This window comes from Streptomyces sp. 4N124 (assembly GCF_052245395.1).
GTDB lineage: Bacteria > Actinomycetota > Actinomycetes > Streptomycetales > Streptomycetaceae > Streptomyces.
Window position 1 is genome coordinate 264,206 of record NZ_JBQQBS010000003.1, and the last position, 16,721, is coordinate 280,926.

Below are 16,721 nucleotides of genomic sequence, written 5' to 3' on the forward strand. Positions count from 1 at the left end.
CACGTGACACGCACCGGTCTCCGTCACACAGGTGTTAGTGACCTTGTCGGCATGATGTCGTGCGGGCGGGCAAGCTGGCCTCGGAGCGACGAGGGTTCGCGAGCCGCAGTCGTCAAGGCGAGCAGGTTGGTGCCGGACTTGGCCAGTTGGTTCATCAGGCCGTGGGGTCATTTCTCGCGGCTGGACGGAGTGGAGGCTTGTCCCTGCACACGCTCCAGCACGACGACGGGGATCTGCCTGCCTGAGACTTCCTCGAACTCGGCAAACTTCGGCACAAGGGCGATCTCTTGCGCCCAGATCCGCTCCCGCTCCGTGCCCTGCGCGAGCCGCGCCACGACTGGCACGATCTCCTTGCCCACCTCGACCGTTGTCTGCGGATTCGCCATCAGATTGCGATACCACGCAGGGTGATCGGGACTGCCGCCATGAGTACCAAAGACGGCCCAGCTGTCACCAACCGGCAGATAAAACAATGGGTTGATCCGTTCACGCCCAGTCTTGGCCCCGGTGTTATGCACCAGGATCAGGGGCATGCCGGGGCGTTCTTCGAAGCCAGGAACTCGAGGTGGGACGGGACGGCCCGCAGCGAACTCTTCCTCACTGCTCCAAGCCGCGTACCCGCCACTGGCCCGGACCTCGGCGATGATCCGCTCGTTCCAGTCGTTGATGCCAGGGGACTCGGCCTCGTTGGCACTGGGCGTGGATGCGTCAGTCATGACATCCCCTTCGCTACCCGGAGCACTTGCTCCACACGGTATCACCAGTCCGGAGCAAGCGCTCCGGATAAGGGGGTAGGGTCGGTCGCATGGCTACAACTGGACCGCAAGGCGCCATCAGGCGCCGCGCGCCGCGTGTGGACGCGATGCGCAACCGGGAGGTGATCCTCGATGTCGCCTCCGAAGCAATGGCCTCACAGGGCGCTTCGGTGGACGTGCGCGAGATTGCCCGCCGCAGCGGTGTGGGCATGGGCACCCTCTACCGTCACTTCCCGAAAAAGGAAGATCTCGTCCAAACGGTCCTACGGAGGGACTTCTCCAGGTGGGCGGAGTCCGCTCGCCAGGCGGCGGTCGAGGCCGAAGACCCCTGGGCGGCACTGACCGACTTCTACCAGCAGGCACTGACCGGCTACGCGCGCCACCGCGTCATCGTGGAACACTTCGAATTGACCTGGTCGGAACCCGACCTGGAGGGCATCCAGCAGCTTCGCCTCGTCCTCGAGCAACTGCGCGCCCGCGCCACGGAGCAGCTGCGCCCGGGCGTGACCACCGACGACCTACTGCTTCTGCTGGTCTCACTCGGCCACGCCGTCCAGATCACCGACAAGTGCCGCCCGCAGATGTGGAACAGGCTGCTGCGAATCTCCCTCGACGGCCTGCGCGCCGACCACCGCGAACCACTGCCCGCCGATGCGTCATCGGACACTCACCGGCCGAACCCGGACCGGAAACTCTGATCAGGCAAGCCTTCTCACCCGCGGCGAGGTCGTGACACCGGAAAAGAACCCGAAGAAGTAACACTCCCGCGCCTCACCTCCGCGTCTACCAGCGGAGTCCACCACACCGATCCGCTTCTGGGCCCGGCAGACCGCCTGGCCGACGCCCGACCAGCGCGCGACCGCGTGGTCGTCCGTCGCGCGGCCTCGGCCAGCCGATCTCCGCAAGCGTCTGCTCGACGCCTCGCTTCACTCGCGACGCCGGTCCGCTACTTCGTTCCGTTCCGGCGTGATCGAACCGCCGATTCCCCAGCCCCGACGTTGCGCGCATCGATCGCGTGGAGCAGCTTCTTGAGCTCATGGCGCTCGCCGGACTCGAGTTGGGCCATCAGGCGGTCATCGGCGACGCGTACCGCTGCTTCGGCCCGCTTGAACAGGGCCCTGCCCTTGGGTGTCAGCTTGGCGGGCAGGCTCCTGCCCGACGGCACGGTGGCCGGCCGCGCGATCGCGCCCATCTCCTGCAGGTCCCGCACGACCTTGTTCATCGCCTGCGGCGACACGCCGGCATGGCGGGCCAGCTCGGCGTTGGACTGAGACGGGAACATGGACAAGTTGCGCATGCACACGAACTCCGGCAATCCGATGCCGAGCGGCTGGAGCTCCGCCGCCACTAGCGGACGCAGTGCGGCCATCACCTGGTAGAGCAGGAAGCCCAACGGCTGATCTTCATCGTCATGCATGTCAAGTAGTTTGACACACCGTGGCATGCTGATCGGGCAGTGAGGTGATCACCACCTGCCCGGTTCAACCTGGCCCGTGTCCAGCGCGGGTTTCGTCACCTCCGCCCGCACCCGCACTGCCCAGCCGGTGCGCCGGGACCTTCAGCACCCGGGCCACGAAGGCCAATTGGTTCGAAGAACCGACGTCCTGCCACCCGTCATCACCATGTGACGACTGCTACGGCTTTGTCCGAACCAGTCCCGCGTCGTACGCGATGATCACGGCCTGGATGCGGTCCCTGGCTCCGATCTTGGCGAGGACCCGGCCGACGTGCTTCTTCACGGTGGATTCGGTGAGGACGAGCCGTTCGGCGATCTCTGTGTTGTTCCAGCCCCGTCCGATGGCCATGAGCACCTCCCGTTCACGGCCGCTGAGGGTGGCCAGCCGGGGGTCTTCGGTGGCAGGGGTGTTGCTCGGGGCGAGGACCTGGTGGGCGTAGGCGTCCAGTAGGCGCCGGGTCAGGCTGGGGGCCACGACGGCGTCGCCGGTGGCGACCGCGTGGATGCCGGCGACGATCTCCTCGGGGCGGGCGTCCTTGAGCAGGAAGCCGCTGGCTCCGGCGCGCAGTCCGTCGTGGGCGTACTCGTCGAGGTCGAAGGTGGTCACGATGAGGATGCGGGTCCGGCCGCCCCCGGCGGCGGTGATCCGGCGGGTTGCCTCCAGGCCGTCCATGCCGGGCATGCGGATGTCCATCAGGACGACGTCGGGGCGCAGTTCGGCTGCCATGCGGACGGCCCCCGCGCCGTGCTCGGCCTCGCCGACACAGGTCAGGCCGGGGGTGCCCTCGATGAGCATGCGGAAGCCCATGCGCTGCAGGGGCTGGTCGTCCGCGATCAGCACAGTGGTCATGGCAGCGGTTCTTCTCCTGGTGCCGGCGGGGCGGGCTCGTCGGATGCGTGAAGTACGACGTCGACGATCCAGCCGGGCCGGTCGTCGCGCGGGCCGATGGTGGCGGTGCCGCCGTACAGGGCGGCCCGCTGGCGGATGCCGACCAGGCCGTGCCCGGAGTCGTCGGGCTGCGGCCCCGGCCCGGGTACCTCCAGTGGGGCTCCGGTGTCGGCGATCCGGATGCGGACCTGTCCGGCGTCCGCGGTCACGGCGACCTCGGCGGTGGAGCCTGCACCGGCGTGCTTGAGGGTGTTGGTCAGGGCTTCCTGGACGATGCGGTAGACGGTCAGCTGGACGCTGCTGCCGAGTGTGTCGAGGTTGCCCACGCTCCGGTAGGTGACGCCCAGTCCCGCGGTGCGGACCCGGGCCAGCAGGGCGTCCAGATCGCGGATGCCGGGCTGCGGGCTGAGCGGCCGGTCGCCGTGCTGGTTCTCGCGCAGGACGCCCAGGACGCGCCGTAGTTCGCTCATGGCCTGGCGGCCGGTGTCGCCGAGGATGCGCAGGGACTGTTCGGACTGCTCGCCGCTGTTGGCGGCGAGGGTGGCGGCGCCGTCGGCGACACTGATCATGACGGAGAGATTGTGGCCGACGATGTCGTGCATCTCGCGGGCGACGCGGGAACGTTCGGCGGCGACGGTGAGCTGTTCACGCTGGTCGCGTTCGATCTCCAGCCGTCGGGCACGGTCTTCCAGCGCGGTCAGATACAGCTGGCGGGTACGGAGCATCAGCCCGACGGCGGCAGCGGCAGTCATCGTCCCCAGCTCGAAGAACAGGCTCTGCAGCCAGCGTTCAGCCGGCAGCAGGACGAGAACCGGAACCGTTTCCTGCGCGACGGCCACGGCGGCGACCCAGCCCAGCAGCCGCAGGGAACCGTAGCGGGCCATGGTGTACAGAGCGATGAACGCGGCGATGCTGGCCGCCAATTGCAGGCCCAGCACCCCTTGGACGAGGGCGACCAGTGCGATCACGAAATACACGGGGGCCGGGGCGCGGCGGCGCCACCACAGCGGCACGATCAGCGCGGCGGACACCACGTAGGAGAGGGCGGCCGGCAGGTCGTCGCGGCCATCGGTCACCCCGAAGGGGCCGTCTCTGCCGCCGTCGGAGAACAGGTCGGTCAGGCCGATCACCGCGACGATCAGCACCACGGCCGTGTCGAGCAGCCAGGGATACTGCTGGCCCAGCTGCTTGAGGCGGCGCTGGCGGCGCAGCAGCCAGTCCAGCAGGGGATGTCCCCCGCCGGACTCGGGTCCGGGAGGCGGCGAGGAAGCCGCCCCCCGGACCCGGTTCGCGGCAAGGACCGCGCGGTGCCGGCTCATGAGTTCGTATGTCTCCTACCTGCTCAGGCGTCGGTCCGCTTCAGCCGGAAGGCCGCCGCGGCGAGTGCGAGAGCCACCCAGCCGGCGAAGACCACGAACCCGCCACCGGGCGAGAGGGAATCAGCCGACTGGTGTAGGGAGAACATGGCCTCTCCAGCCGTGCTGGGGAAGCGCGGCTCGAGCACGTCGGCCATCGAGTCGGGCAGCAGCGAGGTCAGATTGGGCAGGATCATCAGGATGCCGAGCAGGGAGGAGATACCCCCGGCAGGAGAGCGCAGCAGCGCGCCCAGAGCCACACCGAACACTGCCACGAGAGCCATATAGACCCCGAAACCGAGCAGGCTGCGCAGCACACCCTCATCCCCCAGCGACAGGGAGATCTTCTCGCCGTCCAGGCCGATCGTGCCCAGCGCGAACGCCATCAGCGCGCCGATCGTGGTAAGGACCAGCACCAGCAGCGCCACCACGGCACTCTTGGAGAACAGCACCGGCAGCCGCCTGGGGACCGCAGTAAGCGTGGAGCGGATCATGCCCGTGCTGTACTCGCCCGCGAACAGCAGCACTCCCAGCGAGCCCACGACCAGCGACACCAACGGCGTGCCCATCAGGGCCAGGCTGACCGCGTCACTGGAACCGTCGGACATGCCCTGATCGGAGTTCCCTGCCGTGGGGGGACTGTAGGTGGCGGAAGCGATCACCGCGAAAAGGAGCAGCACGACCAGGGAGGCAGCCAGGGCGATGCAACTGGAGCGCAGCGACCAGAACTTGAGCCACTCCGAACGCACGACCCCGCGGGGCGTCACCTTGCCCACCGGCGTCGCCGCGGCAGGTGCCTCGGAAAGAGAAGAGGTAGTCATCATGCCGCCTTTCGGTCGGTGGCCGCGTGGTCGGCGGGTGCGCTGTGGTACTCCACAGCGTCGCGGGTGAGGTCCATGAAGGCCGTCTCCAGGGAAGCGGCCTGCGGGGTCAGCTCATACAGCGGCACCCCGTGCGCGGCGGCGATCATTCCGATCTCCCGCGCGGTGCGCCCGGAGATCACCAACTCCTCGGCGGAGTCGGAGGTGATCACCACATCCGGGCCGGCGATGAGCGGGCGCAGCCGCTCCACCTGGTCGGTGACGACCTTCACGCCACCTCCGGCGGCCGTCCGCGTGAAATCGTCCAGCGTGGTGTCCGCGAGCAGTCGTCCGCGGCCGACGATGACCAAGTGGTCGGCGATCAGCGCCATTTCGCTCATCAGGTGCGAGGAGAGCATCACCGCCCGGCCCTCGTCAGCCATCCCGCGAAGAAGGTTGCGCACCCACAGCACGCCCTCCGGATCCAGGCCGTTGACCGGCTCGTCCAGCATGACGATCTCCGGATCGCCAAGGAGTGCCGCGGCGATGCCGAGCCGCTGCCCCATGCCGAGCGAGAAGGCGCCCACCCGCTTGCCTGCCACACTGGTCAACCCGGCCAGCTCGATCACTTCGTCCACCCGGCGGCGCGCGATGCCGTGCGTGTGTGCCAGCGCCATCAGATGGTTACGTGCGCTGCGCCCCGGGTGGACGGACTTGGCCTCGAGCAGAGTGCCGATCTCGTGCAGCGGCGCCGGGTGCTCCGCGTAGGCGCGCCCATTGACGGTGACTGAGCCCCCGGTCGGGGCATCGAGACCGGCAATCATGCGCATGGTTGTCGACTTGCCCGCGCCGTTGGGGCCGAGGAAGCCGGTCACTTCACCAGGTTTGACAGAAAAACTCAGACGGTCCACGGCCGTCTTGTCGCCGTAGCGCTTGGTCAGCTCGCGCGCTTCGATCATCGAGGTCACCCTTTCTCCACTCCGATCACGGCCACGGAAGGGCCGTGACCTCTGCTTTCGACGCTACGGGCGGGAAAGGCCGAATCACTGGGACCGCGGGCCACTCTTCGAGGGCTCACTGGTACTGAGGTACCAGTGAGCCAACGCCAGCAGGAGAACGACCGTCGCGTGCACTTCCCCGAGGGTGCTGGCCGGCCACGACGAAGAGTGGCGGCGGCAGCACCAGCCCTCCTCGGTTCATCACCAACGATCGGAATGCGCTGCGTATCCATGCGGGTCCGGGTGAGCGGTGGCGGGGAGGCGGGGCGTGGGAAGGCCGCGCAGGACTCGAACCGCCTGCTCATAGAGACCCTCGAAAGCGGTCAGAGTGTGGGTGATGTCGTGCTCGGCGATGAGGGTCCGGCTTGCCTCGCCCATCCGCACTCGCTCCTCGGCATCGTCCAGGACAGAGGCGAGAGCTGCGGTCAGGGCCGATATATCACCGGGAGGATAAAGACGGCCGTTATGTCCGTGATGCACTAGATGGGGCAACGCCATAGCAGCGGCGGCGACCACCGGCTTGCCGGCGGCCATGGCCTCCATGGTGACCAGGCTCTGCAGTTCTGCCGTGCCTGGCATACAAAACACATCACAGCGGGCGTACGCCTCCAGCACCTCCTGGTCGCTGATCAGCCCGTGAAAGGTGACCCGGTCGGTGATGCACAGCGTGCGGGCCAGGTTCTGCAGCTCGGCGCGGCAGGAGCCGTCGCCGACGATCTCAGCCCGGACCCTGTGATGGGCAGGTAGCAGTGCCACGGCGCGCAACAGCTCATGCACATTCTTCTCCGCATCCAGCCGCCCCACGAACAGCACCCGCAGGGTGTCATCGGACTTGGGCCTGGTGGGCTGGGCGAACCGGGCGAGATCCAGACCGCACGACACCGCCAGCGCAGTGTGGCCCAGCTCGCGCTCCGCCAACAGGCGCGCGGCGCGGGGGGTGGGAGCGGTGACGATCTGCGCGTGCCGAAAGACACGCGCCAGATCACGCCAGGCCCATGCGCACGCGGATGCGGCGAGTCTGCCGCGCAGGCGGGTGAAGCCGATCAGATTCTCCGGCATGAAGTGGTTGGTGGCCACGACCGGGGCGCCCTGGGCACGGGCAACGGAGATCACGGTGCGGCCCACGCAGAAGTGCGACTGCGCATGGACTACGTCGGGCGCCAGCTGGTTCAGCAGCTCGGAGACCCGTGTGCGGACCTGCCAGGGAAGACAGACCCGGATGGTGGGATGGAACGGAATGCGGTGCGAGACAAGCCGGTGCACGGTCACACCATCGGCCGTGACCTCCCGGGCACCGGCATGCGGCGCGGGGCAGATGACGTGGACATCGTGGCCCCGGCCGGCCAGACCGGCCGCCAGGCGGTGGGCGAAGTTCGCGGCGCCGTTCACGTCCGGTGGATAGGTATCCGCGGCGATGACGACGCGTCGTCGGGGAGGAAAGGACATGCGGGGCTCCTGAGCAGGGGGGTGGGCAACTGGCGGAGGGGCGTGAGGGGTGAACACAGCGGCGTGCAGGTCACGGGAGAGGGCGATCACACCGGCCACCGCCAGGGCGGCGCAGGCCAGTGCCGACCCGGCGACCGACGCCGTCAGCGCGGGGGCCTCCCCCAGCAGTGCGACACCGATCACGACGGCGACCAACGGATCGGTGATGGTGACGCTCGCCGTGGTGGTTTCCGGCGGCCCGTCGGCATAGGCACGCTGCAGCAGCCCGAACCCGGTGAGGACCGCCGCGACGGCACCGGCGAGTGTGCCGAGCAGGCCGAGGGACAGGCCCTTCTCGCTGTAGTGCTCGATTGCGGCCCGGCCCAGGACTGACGCATAGCCGTAGGCGGCGCCCGCGCCCACGCTCAGCACCAGACACCGGCGCCGCCCGCCGAGCACCCGTGCGGCCAGAAGGCAGGTGAGCGCTACGGCACCGACCCCCACCCCGGCCTGGACCTGCGCGACGGTGGTGATCGTGGTGGGCACGGTGTGCGTGGCGGCGAGCACAGCGAAGGCACCGGCTCCGACGACGATCGCCACCAGGGCGCCAACGGTGCGTCGGCCCGGCCACGTGCCCCGCATCCTGAGCTGCCAGGCAACGCTCCCCGCGAGCCCCAGCACCCCGGCCGGCTGTACCACCGTCACCGGCGCCAGCTGCAGCGCGGCGACCTGGAGCCCCGCCCCCGTGGCGATCAGAGCGAGGCCGGCGAGCCAGCGGGGTTCACGGCACGCGGAGGTCAGCGGCAGCGGCGCTGCGCACGTGCTGTGCTGCAGCCGCGTCCCCTCGGCGAAGAGCCAGGAGTTCAGCACCGCCAGTGCGATCGCGAACCAGGTCACGTGCGTGCCTGGCCGGCTCGCACCGCGTCGGCGAGGGTGCACAGCACGCCCAGCTCCAGGGCAAGGGTCACCCGCTCGGCAAGACCTTGCCGGCCGGCCATCCAGCGGGCAGCCGGGTTGGCCGGGGCCTGGGCGCACAGATACGTGGCCAGGAACGATGCACCGGCCGCGGTGCTTGCCCAGGACATCAGCCGCAGCGAGCGGGCCCTGGCCTTCAAGGCGGGGAGGCGACCGAGCCGCCGCGCGATGAGCAGCCCGCCGGCCGGCAGTGCTGTGACTGCGGCGGCACAGGCGCAGTTGTGCACCAGGCCGCCGACCGTGGTCGGGCTGTCGATCGGGTCGGTCCTGAAGGCTGCGCACAGTGCAAGACCAGCGCACCAGGTGCCCAGCAGCACCGTCGGAGCTCCCCCCACCGGGAAGCGGGAATGCACCGCCGAGGCAAGGAGCGACATCGATCCCACTGACAGGCAGGCCGCCGTGGCTGTAAAAACCTGGTTGGCATCATCGTCGAGCGCGTAATCGCTCACCGTCTGCCGGACCGCGTCGAATTTGTGGGCCCACCCCACATGCAGGGCAGTGGCCCCGACCAGGCAAGCGGCCACCCCCGCCTGGGTGGTGGCCGCAAGAACGCGGGAAACGTGTCTTGCGTTCATCGGCCGCACCACACCAGCGCCGTGATGTGGCGTGGGCGAGCCGGTTGATGCGACTTGTATGAAGGACGCGCCGGGAGCGGCTGCATCGTGGCGTGCGTGGCCGCCGCTGTCGCGGAACAACCGGGCGTCGAAGAAGTTGGCGATGGCAGCGATGTGCCGGCTGGTGATGGCCATGTGCGACCGTCCTCCTGTGATGGACCCTTGGTGCGGGGCACGGCCTCGCATGGCAAGTGATCGCGCACGAGCGCGACAGCGGGGAACTCGCCCGGCGGCAGGCCGCTCCTGCTGCCGCGATGTCCGTGTCGTTGGGAGCGCACGGCGCCCGGGTTCGGCTGTGCACCTCTCCCGTGCACGCGCTGGGCTCGGACGGGTTTCCGCCCGGGCCCAGCGCGTGGACGTGGCGCAGCCTGATCAACGTGTAGCGGCGATCAAGGCAATCTGCCGATCAAACAGCGGCGGTCTCCTTGGCCGCTGGTGGGCTGTCCGCAGGGGCTTCGAGCGTCACCTTGGGCAGCCACCGGGCGAGCGGGGCGGGCAGCCACCAGGCCCACTTGCCCATCAGCTGCATGAGGGCCGGAACCATCAGGCAGCGGATGACCAGCGCGTCCATCAAAATCGCCACCGCGAGACCCAGGCCGAACTGTTGGAGCATCCGGTCGGCGCTCAGCATGAAGGCGCCGAACACCACGATCATGATGGCCCCGGCCGCCGTGATCACCTTGCCGGTGGAGGCCAGTCCTTCCCGTACCGCGAGGGAATGGTCCTTCGTACGTTCCCACTCCTCGTGCATTCGCCCGACGAGGAACACCTCGTAGTCCATGGAGAGCCCGAACACGATCGCGAAGATCAGTACGGGCAGGAAGGCTTCGATCGGGCCCGGCTGCACCCCGAACAAACCGTGCTGGAACACCAGGGTCATGGCGCCGAGCGCGGCGGCGATCGAGATCAGGTTCAGCAGCGCTGCCTTGAGGGGGATCAGGATCGACCGGAAGACCATCATCAGGAGCAGGGACGACAGCCCGACCACGACGGCGATGAAGATCGGCATCCGCTTGGCGACGGTCTCCGAGAAGTCCTGGGAGCCTGCGACGGCGCCGCCCACCAGGACATTGGCACCGGTGTCCTGCTCGAGCTTCGGGGCCACGTCCTCGCGCAGGTGGTGCACCAGGTCAGCGGTGCCCTTGTCCTGCGGTGACGTCGTCGGGTAGACGAACACGGTGGACAGGGCGCCATCCTCGGAGGGCACCGCGGGGCTGGCCGCCGCCACACCCTCGGTCTTGGCCAGTGCGGCCGACACGGTTTTGCCGGCTGCCGCGTCTCCTTGCGCGAGGACGATCAGCGGACCGTTGAAACCCGGGCCGAAGCCCTCGGTGAGCAGGTCGTACGCCTGCCGGGACGTCGTGGTCTTCGGGTCGTTGCCCGCGTCGGCGAAGCCGAGCCGCATGCTCAGAGCCGGTGCGGACAGCGCCAGCAGGGCGATGGTGGCGGCCACCAGAGCCGGCAACGGCCGACGCTGTACCGCCGAGGCCAGAGCCCTCCAACGGCGTCCTTCGGCCTTGCCCTTGGCCTCGGTCTTGGCCGCGTGCTTGAGCACATGGCGCTGGATGCGCTTGCCGAGGATCGCAAGGAGTGCGGGCAGCAGGACCAGCGAGGCGGCCATGGTGGTCAGCACGGTCAGCGCCAGGGAAAGGGCCACACCCTGCAGCGAGCCGAGACCGAGCGCGACCAGCCCCAGCAGGGCAATGATCACCGTGCAGCCGGCGAAGAACACCGTACGTCCTGCGGCGTCCAGGGCCTTACGGGTGGCTTGGGCCGGCTCGGCGCCGTCGGTGAGTTCCTGCCGGTAGCGGTAGAAGATCAGCAGGGCGTAGTCGATGCCGACGCCGAGCCCGACGAGCATCGTGATGGGCGGCGTGAAGTCGGCGATGGTGAAGACGTGCGAGGCGAAAATGATCAGCCCGAGGGCCGAGCCGACCGCGAAGAGGGCAGTGACCAGCGGCACGGCGGCCGCCACCAGGGAGCCGAAGAGCAGCCCGAGGATGATCACAGCGGCCACGATGCCGGCCATTTCCGCGATCGGGGCTTCCTTCTCCTCGGCACCGCGCACGGCCTCGCCACCGAGCTCGACCTGGAGACTCCCTGACTCGATGTCCTGGGCGGTTTCGATGATCTTGGCGACCTGCGCCTTCGGCACGGCCTCGGTCTTGCCGTCGAGCGTGACGGTGGCGTAGCCGATCGTGCCGTCCTTGGACACGGCTGCGGCGTCGGCGTAGGGGCTGCGCACCTCGGCGACACCCGGCAGCTGCTCGACCTCGGCCAGCATCTTCTCCACGGCGGCCTTGGGCTGGTCGATGCCCTGGGTGTCCTTGAGGACGATCTCGACGCTGTCCCCGGCCTGGCTCGAACCGTGCTTCGTGAACAGGTCGGTGGCCGTCTGCGAGTCGGTACCCGGCAGCGCGAAGTTGTTCTTGTATGCGGCGCCGGCGGCCGTCGAGCCCAACGTGACGGCGGCCAGGACGGCCACCCAGAGCAGCAGGGCGGCCCAACGGTGACGCTGGGCCCACTCGGCCAGGGCGCCGAACCGGCCGACGCGCGCTTTGGCTCGTCGGCCTCCTCGGCCTGGTGGTGCAGGCGGGGCAAGGGGCGCGGGTGCGCCGCGGTTGGGAGACATCGTGACTACCTCGGATTCGAGCTTGAGTTGCCGGGCATGAGGAACGCGCCCACCACGGCGCCGCACAGGGCAGGCACGCCGATCGCCAGGCCGGCGAACAGGCCGTCGATCTCCAAGGCCAGGGCCCCGGCAGCCGAGACCAGCAGAATTCCGGCGGCAGCTCCTACGAGAGCGCCGACGATCGCGGTCGTGACCCGTCCGGAAGAGCGAGGTGCGTTCATGCCGTTGATCGTGCATGCGCGACCAGGCCCAAATCGTCAGTCCCGGGACGACACCAGGCGTACCCCAGCGGATGTATGTGACGCGGTACCCCGGAAGTAGGGTGGCGCCCACGGGCGGACGTCAATCGGGTCGGCCCATGCTGACCAGCCCTGATTGGCCGGCGGTGATCACTGGCTGGTCCGGCGCGGTCGCGGCCGCTGTCCTGGGCATGGCGGCCGGATGGTCGAGGCGTCAGGGTGCTTCGGCTAAAGCATGCTCGGCAGCCGGCTCGCCGGCACTGAGCTCCCCACGGCATGTGGGGGCGGTCCGCCGGTGGCGCGGGCTGGATTCGCTGGACTCCTGACTGTCTGCAGCGCGCGGTCAGCGCGTCATCGCAGGGCGTCTACCGGAAGAGCGCCGTCAGACTGCAGCTCCGGTAGCTGATGCGGGGAGCGGCGTACGGCAAGGACCGCGACGTCGTCCTGCTGCGTGCCGGCGGTGAAGTCGCGCATGTCGGCGACGAGAGAGCGGGTGAGTCGGCTGGCCGTGATGTCGGTGCGGCCGCCGAGGCGCGCTCCCAGCGGATAGAAGCCGCCTCCGGGCGCGCGGGCCTCGGTCAGGCCGTCGGTGCACAGCAGCAGCGTGGACCCGGCGGGGAAGGCGAACCAGCTGACCGTGCGCGGCTCGTCAACCAGGGCTCCCAGGCCGAGCGGCACGTGCTCCTGCTGTGTGGCGACGGTAGTGACGGCTTCGTCGTGCAGCACATAGGGCGGGGGGTGACCGCAGACGACGATCTGAGCCTCGGCACCCTTGTCCACCCCGACGACCAGAGCGCTGACGAATCGCTCCGGCTCACCGCGTTGTCCGCTGTGGTCGTTGTGGCGGACGACCGCTGCCTCAAGGGTGTCGACGAGCGCGGTCAGCGTCGGCTCGCGATGCGCGGCTTCGCGGAAGGCGCCGACGACGGCGATGGCCGCACCGATGGCGGCGAGCCCCTTCCCCTGGACGTCGCCGATCAGCACCCGGGTGCCCCAGGGGGTGGCGGCGACCTCGTAGATGTCGCCGCCGACGAGCTCGTCCTGCTGCACCGGCTCGTACACGCCGTCTATCAGAACGTCGTCGGTGAGCACCGGCAGCGGCTGCAGGATCTGCCGTTGCATTGCGGCCGCGGAGGACCGCAGTCGCACCAGTTCCTCTTCCCGCGTGATCCGCACCCGGGAGCCGTAGACGGCCATCGCGTCGAAGGCGACGACGAGCAGTGCCAGGACCGCATCGTCGATCAGTGCTCCCCCGGGCTGGAGCACCACGGGTACAAGGACCACGGCGCTCACCCAGGCGGAGACCAGCGTCGTCTGGCGTGGGGTGCACAGTGCCGCGGCGAATGCCGGCAGGAACACGAGCAGGCCGAGGAGGAACACTGGGTTCGCGGTCAGCAGGCCCACGGCGACCACCACGGCGGTCGCCGCCACCATGGCCAGGATGACAGTGCGGGTAGGAGGCGTGCGGATGGACGCGCTCTCGCCCCTGTCCGTCAGGCGGTCCATGGACGCGAGCACCGCGTGCAAGGGACGGAACATGCGTGGTTCCTCCGGGCGGGCGAGGTGGTCAGACAGGTACAGGTTCAGGCGCCGTGCGTGGCAGCAGGCATGCCGAGTCAGCGAATCACCCGGTGCGCAGCGTGTACGGCCGCGCTCGTCCGGCGCAGGTGCACCTGTACGGGGGCGGGTGCGCACCGGGTGGGAGCCGTGGTGACGTCCGACCACCCCGGGGCCGCCTGCATGCAGCCGGCCGCCGTGGCCTGTCCGAGGTGAGGTACGTACATGCCGTTGATGGTGCACGCGCGACGCGGTTGAAATCGTCAGTCTCGGGATGACACAGGGCATACCCCAGCGGATGTAGTAAGCGGTACCCCGGGGCATTACGACGCCTGCGGGCCTAGGTGTGGTGTCTCGGGACCTTGGTTACACGAAGTCCTCGAAGGTGAGCTGCTGCGGGATGTCCGCGAGTGGTTCGGGCGGCTGGTCAAAGACGATCCGGTAGTCGCTCCCGGCGGTCCGGCTGATGGGCGGTCGGCCGCCGAGCGCGGCGTGCGGCCGCTCGCGGTTGTAGTAGTTCACGAACTCCGCGAGCGCGACGCGGCGTTCACGCTCGGTTGTGTAGTCGCGGACGTACGCCCACTCGCGGGAGAGCGTCCCGTTATACCTCTCCACCTTCCCGTTCGTGCGCGGCGTGTACGGCCTGGTCCGCTTGTGCTTCGTACCGGTCGCCGCGAGCGCGTCAGCCCAGGTCGTAGACCAGCCGGGAGTGGTCGTCGATCGCCGAATGCAGGTACATGTATCCGACCTTGCCGGTGCCGGGACCGGTGCGTTTGGAGGCGCGGGCGGACTCGGTGCCGATGCCGTGCATCCGCCAGCCGCCGCCGGTCGGGATGCGTCCGAGCTTCTTGACGTCGACGTGGACCAGGTCGCCGACCCGGTCGTGCTCGTAGCGGATGACCTCGCGCAGCTGCTCGCCGGTCGGTGGATCGAGGTCCCGGAGCTGGCCCACGTCCTCGCCTCACCAGGATGCGGTGGACGGTTGCCGGCGCGAGTGTGACGCCGTGCAGCCGCTGTAGGTCGGCGGCGAGCCGGGCTGGCCCGTGCTTGGTCTGCCGCCGCAGCGCCTCCACCAGGTCGGCGATGTCCCCGGGGGTGCGGGCGGGGCTGGTAGCGGGCGGCAGGAGTGGTCGAGCAGTCCGTTCTCGCCGTGCGCCCGCCAGCGGGCGTACCACTTGGCCAGGCAGTGGCGGGAGATCCCGGCCTCCGCAGCCACGTGCGCGATCGGACGTCCGGCGTCGATCCGCAGACACAAGCGCAGACGTCCTTCGGGGGTCAGCGGTGCGTTCCGGTGCCCCCTGCTGGTGGCGCTCCTGGACTCGGCGGCCGCGTTCACCGGGAGCCCTGGGATCTCAGGGCTCCCGCGTGAGCGGATGTGCGTGGCGTCAGCGTGCGAACTTTTCGACAGCCGCCGGGGTGACGGGGGTGAAGAAGTTGACGAGGTTACCGTCGGGGTCGCGGAACAGCAGCGACCGGTTGCCCCAGGGCATCGTGGTGGGCTCGTTGACGAAGTCGGTGACGAAGCCGGTCAGGTTCTGGTGAACGCGGTCCACGTCGTCGACGAGGAACTCGGTGATCACGCTGTGGTTTTCCGCCGGGCGGGCAGAGCCCGGGGCGAACAGCGGGACGGTGCGGGTGCCGGCGATCGCAAGGGTGGCGCCCGGGGTCTTGAGTTCGGCGAAGTCCTCGGTGGCCCACGTCGCCCGCACTCCTGTGGCTCGCTCGTAGAACTCGACGAGACGCGCTACGTCGCTGGTGATGATGCGGATCGAGACGAAGTCCATGGGGATCTCCTTGGCTGTGCTGGAGGCGTGCACTGCGCAGGCTAGGAGAAATAGTGGACAGAATCGGTCCTGTATTCGCGTTAGGTTGTGCACATGCCTCGACCCACTGGCCGCGTGCTGACACTCCTGGAGCTGCTGCAGTCGGGCGGCACCCGGACGGTGGCCGAACTCGCCGGCCGGCTCGGCGTCGAAGGGCGCACCGTGCGGCGGTATGTGGACCATCTGATCGACCTCGACGTGCCCGTGGAATCGGTGCGCGGCCGCTACGGCGGGTACCGGCTCGCCCCCGGGTACCGCTTGCCTCCGCTCATGCTCAGCGACGACGAGGCGCTGGCCGTGCTGCTCGGCCTGGTCGCCGGCCGCCGGGCAGGGCTGATAACGACGCAGCACACGGCAAACGAGACGGCATCGGCCAAGATCCGGAGGGTGCTGCCCAAGCACATCGCCCGCCGGCTCGACACACTCCTGGAATCCCTCGCCTTCACGGAACAGCCCGGAGAGTTCGACACCCCGGACGCCGGGGTCCTGCTCACCATCGCCGATGCGGTGCGCCACCGCCGACCGATCTCGATCCGCTACACCGACCGCGACGGACGGCGCATCGAACGCACGCTGCACGCATACGGGATCGTCGCCCATGCGGGCCGGTGGTACGTCACGGGCAAGGACGCCCGGACCGGCGAGGACCGAACCTTCCGGCTCGATCGCATCGCAGACGCGCGGACCCTGCCCGGCTCATTCGAAGCGCCGGCGGGCCCCGGTCCGGCACAGCGCGTGTTGTCAGGCTTCGCCACGGCTGAGTACCAGCATGAGGTGACCTTGCGGATCCACGGGACGGTCGGGCAGATCCGCGCCCACCTTCCCGCCAGCGTAGCGAGCCTGGAGGAGCACGAGCCAGCGGCAGGCGAGGACCGGGCAACCGAGCGCTGGCTGCGCGTCGAACTGCGGGCGGAGCGGCTCGACTGGTTGCCTCCGGTACTCGCCTCACTCGACCGGCCGTTCGTCATCGAGCGCCCCGCTGAGCTGCGCGACCTCGTCATCGAGCTCGCCGATCGCCTCGCGTCCTACGCCCGCCAAGCCTGACAGCGAGGAACCAATGTCATGAGATGGCACAGCTAGGTGTGCTGTCTCGGGAGGTTGGTTCCATGGCTGGACACAGCCTGGGGCGCGTGGGGACCCCTCCCGGAGCCAGATCCCTACGCTCGCGACATGTGCTCAGGACCGCAGGCAATCCGGCGCGGT

General features: G+C 69.2%; 14 protein-coding genes and 1 pseudogene. 2 read left to right on the forward strand and 13 right to left on the reverse strand.

What is annotated here, in order from left to right:
• Window positions 1–167: 167 nt before the first annotated feature.
• Window positions 168–716, reverse strand: a complete 549-nt coding sequence (locus ACTWQO_RS05085) for a nitroreductase/quinone reductase family protein (protein ID WP_443235984.1) — start codon at window positions 714–716, stop codon at window positions 168–170.
• 89 nt (window positions 717–805) lie between these two features.
• On the opposite strand from ACTWQO_RS05085, the gene ACTWQO_RS05090 reads away from it, so the two are divergent.
• Entirely contained in the window at window positions 806–1,453 is a 648-nt protein-coding gene (locus ACTWQO_RS05090) for a TetR/AcrR family transcriptional regulator (protein ID WP_443235985.1), read from the forward strand.
• A 248-nt stretch (window positions 1,454–1,701) separates the two neighbouring features.
• Here ACTWQO_RS05090 and ACTWQO_RS05095 read toward each other — a convergent pair whose 3' ends face one another.
• The 12 genes and pseudogenes from ACTWQO_RS05095 to ACTWQO_RS05150 form a co-directional block, all read right to left on the reverse strand.
• On the reverse strand, window positions 1,702–2,172 hold the full coding sequence (locus ACTWQO_RS05095; protein ID WP_328352212.1) for a MarR family winged helix-turn-helix transcriptional regulator: 471 nt from the start codon (window positions 2,170–2,172) through the stop codon (window positions 1,702–1,704).
• Window positions 2,173–2,389: 217 nt separating this feature from the next.
• Window positions 2,390–3,061, reverse strand: a complete 672-nt coding sequence (locus tag ACTWQO_RS05100) for a response regulator (protein ID WP_443235986.1) — start codon at window positions 3,059–3,061, stop codon at window positions 2,390–2,392.
• On the reverse strand, window positions 3,058–4,419 hold the full coding sequence (locus ACTWQO_RS05105) for a histidine kinase (protein WP_443235987.1): 1,362 nt from the start codon (window positions 4,417–4,419) through the stop codon (window positions 3,058–3,060). The genes ACTWQO_RS05100 and ACTWQO_RS05105 overlap by 4 nt, the downstream gene beginning before the upstream one ends.
• A 23-nt stretch (window positions 4,420–4,442) precedes the next feature.
• On the reverse strand, window positions 4,443–5,276 hold the full coding sequence (locus tag ACTWQO_RS05110) for an ABC transporter permease (protein WP_443235988.1): 834 nt from the start codon (window positions 5,274–5,276) through the stop codon (window positions 4,443–4,445).
• A complete protein-coding gene (locus tag ACTWQO_RS05115) occupies window positions 5,276–6,214 on the reverse strand; it encodes an ATP-binding cassette domain-containing protein (RefSeq protein ID WP_443235989.1) in 939 nt (312 codons plus the stop codon). Before ACTWQO_RS05115 ends, ACTWQO_RS05110 begins: the two co-directional genes overlap by 1 nt.
• 240 nt (window positions 6,215–6,454) lie before the next feature.
• Complete coding sequence (locus ACTWQO_RS05120; RefSeq protein ID WP_443235990.1) at window positions 6,455–8,575, reverse strand: glycosyltransferase; 2,121 nt, start codon at window positions 8,573–8,575, stop codon at window positions 6,455–6,457.
• Window positions 8,572–9,402, reverse strand: coding sequence for a DUF998 domain-containing protein (locus ACTWQO_RS05125; protein ID WP_443235991.1), 831 nt, complete (start codon window positions 9,400–9,402; stop codon window positions 8,572–8,574). Before ACTWQO_RS05125 ends, ACTWQO_RS05120 begins: the two co-directional genes overlap by 4 nt.
• Window positions 9,403–9,673: 271 nt before the next feature.
• Window positions 9,674–11,899 (reverse strand): MMPL family transporter, encoded by a 2,226-nt coding sequence (locus ACTWQO_RS05130; RefSeq protein ID WP_443235992.1) that lies wholly within the window; start codon window positions 11,897–11,899, stop codon window positions 9,674–9,676.
• A gap of 5 nt (window positions 11,900–11,904) precedes the next feature.
• Entirely contained in the window at window positions 11,905–12,120 is a 216-nt protein-coding gene (locus ACTWQO_RS05135) for a hypothetical protein (RefSeq protein ID WP_443235993.1), read from the reverse strand.
• 369 nt (window positions 12,121–12,489) lie between these two features.
• On the reverse strand, window positions 12,490–13,677 hold the full coding sequence (locus tag ACTWQO_RS05140) for a PP2C family protein-serine/threonine phosphatase (RefSeq protein WP_443235994.1): 1,188 nt from the start codon (window positions 13,675–13,677) through the stop codon (window positions 12,490–12,492).
• Window positions 13,678–14,061: 384 nt separating this feature from the next.
• Window positions 14,062–15,031: pseudogene (locus ACTWQO_RS05145) on the reverse strand (integrase core domain-containing protein).
• A 49-nt stretch (window positions 15,032–15,080) separates the two neighbouring features.
• A complete protein-coding gene (locus ACTWQO_RS05150) occupies window positions 15,081–15,479 on the reverse strand; it encodes a VOC family protein (RefSeq protein WP_443235995.1) in 399 nt (132 codons plus the stop codon).
• 93 nt (window positions 15,480–15,572) lie between these two features.
• On the opposite strand from ACTWQO_RS05150, the gene ACTWQO_RS05155 reads away from it, so the two are divergent.
• Entirely contained in the window at window positions 15,573–16,562 is a 990-nt protein-coding gene (locus tag ACTWQO_RS05155; protein ID WP_443235996.1) for a helix-turn-helix transcriptional regulator, read from the forward strand.
• The last annotated feature ends 159 nt before the right edge of the window (window positions 16,563–16,721 follow it).

Excerpts from the sequence above, each read along its gene's own strand:
- ACTWQO_RS05105 (WP_443235987.1), bottom strand. The coding sequence starts at position 4,419 with ATGAGCCGGCACCGCGCGGTCCTTGCCGCGAACCGGGTCCGGGGGGCG.
- ACTWQO_RS05110 (WP_443235988.1), bottom strand. The coding sequence starts at position 5,276 with ATGACTACCTCTTCTCTTTCCGAGGCACCTGCCGCGGCGACGCCGGTG.
- ACTWQO_RS05140 (WP_443235994.1), bottom strand. The coding sequence starts at position 13,677 with ATGTTCCGTCCCTTGCACGCGGTGCTCGCGTCCATGGACCGCCTGACG.
- ACTWQO_RS05150 (WP_443235995.1), bottom strand. The coding sequence starts at position 15,479 with ATGGACTTCGTCTCGATCCGCATCATCACCAGCGACGTAGCGCGTCTC.
- ACTWQO_RS05155 (WP_443235996.1), top strand. The coding sequence starts at position 15,573 with ATGCCTCGACCCACTGGCCGCGTGCTGACACTCCTGGAGCTGCTGCAG.
- ACTWQO_RS05095 (WP_328352212.1), bottom strand. The coding sequence starts at position 2,172 with ATGCATGACGATGAAGATCAGCCGTTGGGCTTCCTGCTCTACCAGGTG.
- ACTWQO_RS05100 (WP_443235986.1), bottom strand. The coding sequence starts at position 3,061 with ATGACCACTGTGCTGATCGCGGACGACCAGCCCCTGCAGCGCATGGGC.
- ACTWQO_RS05125 (WP_443235991.1), bottom strand. The coding sequence starts at position 9,402 with ATGGCCATCACCAGCCGGCACATCGCTGCCATCGCCAACTTCTTCGAC.
- ACTWQO_RS05115 (WP_443235989.1), bottom strand. The coding sequence starts at position 6,214 with ATGATCGAAGCGCGCGAGCTGACCAAGCGCTACGGCGACAAGACGGCC.
- ACTWQO_RS05085 (WP_443235984.1), bottom strand. The coding sequence starts at position 716 with ATGACTGACGCATCCACGCCCAGTGCCAACGAGGCCGAGTCCCCTGGC.
- ACTWQO_RS05090 (WP_443235985.1), top strand. The coding sequence starts at position 806 with ATGGCTACAACTGGACCGCAAGGCGCCATCAGGCGCCGCGCGCCGCGT.
- ACTWQO_RS05135 (WP_443235993.1), bottom strand. The coding sequence starts at position 12,120 with ATGAACGCACCTCGCTCTTCCGGACGGGTCACGACCGCGATCGTCGGC.
- ACTWQO_RS05130 (WP_443235992.1), bottom strand. The coding sequence starts at position 11,899 with ATGTCTCCCAACCGCGGCGCACCCGCGCCCCTTGCCCCGCCTGCACCA.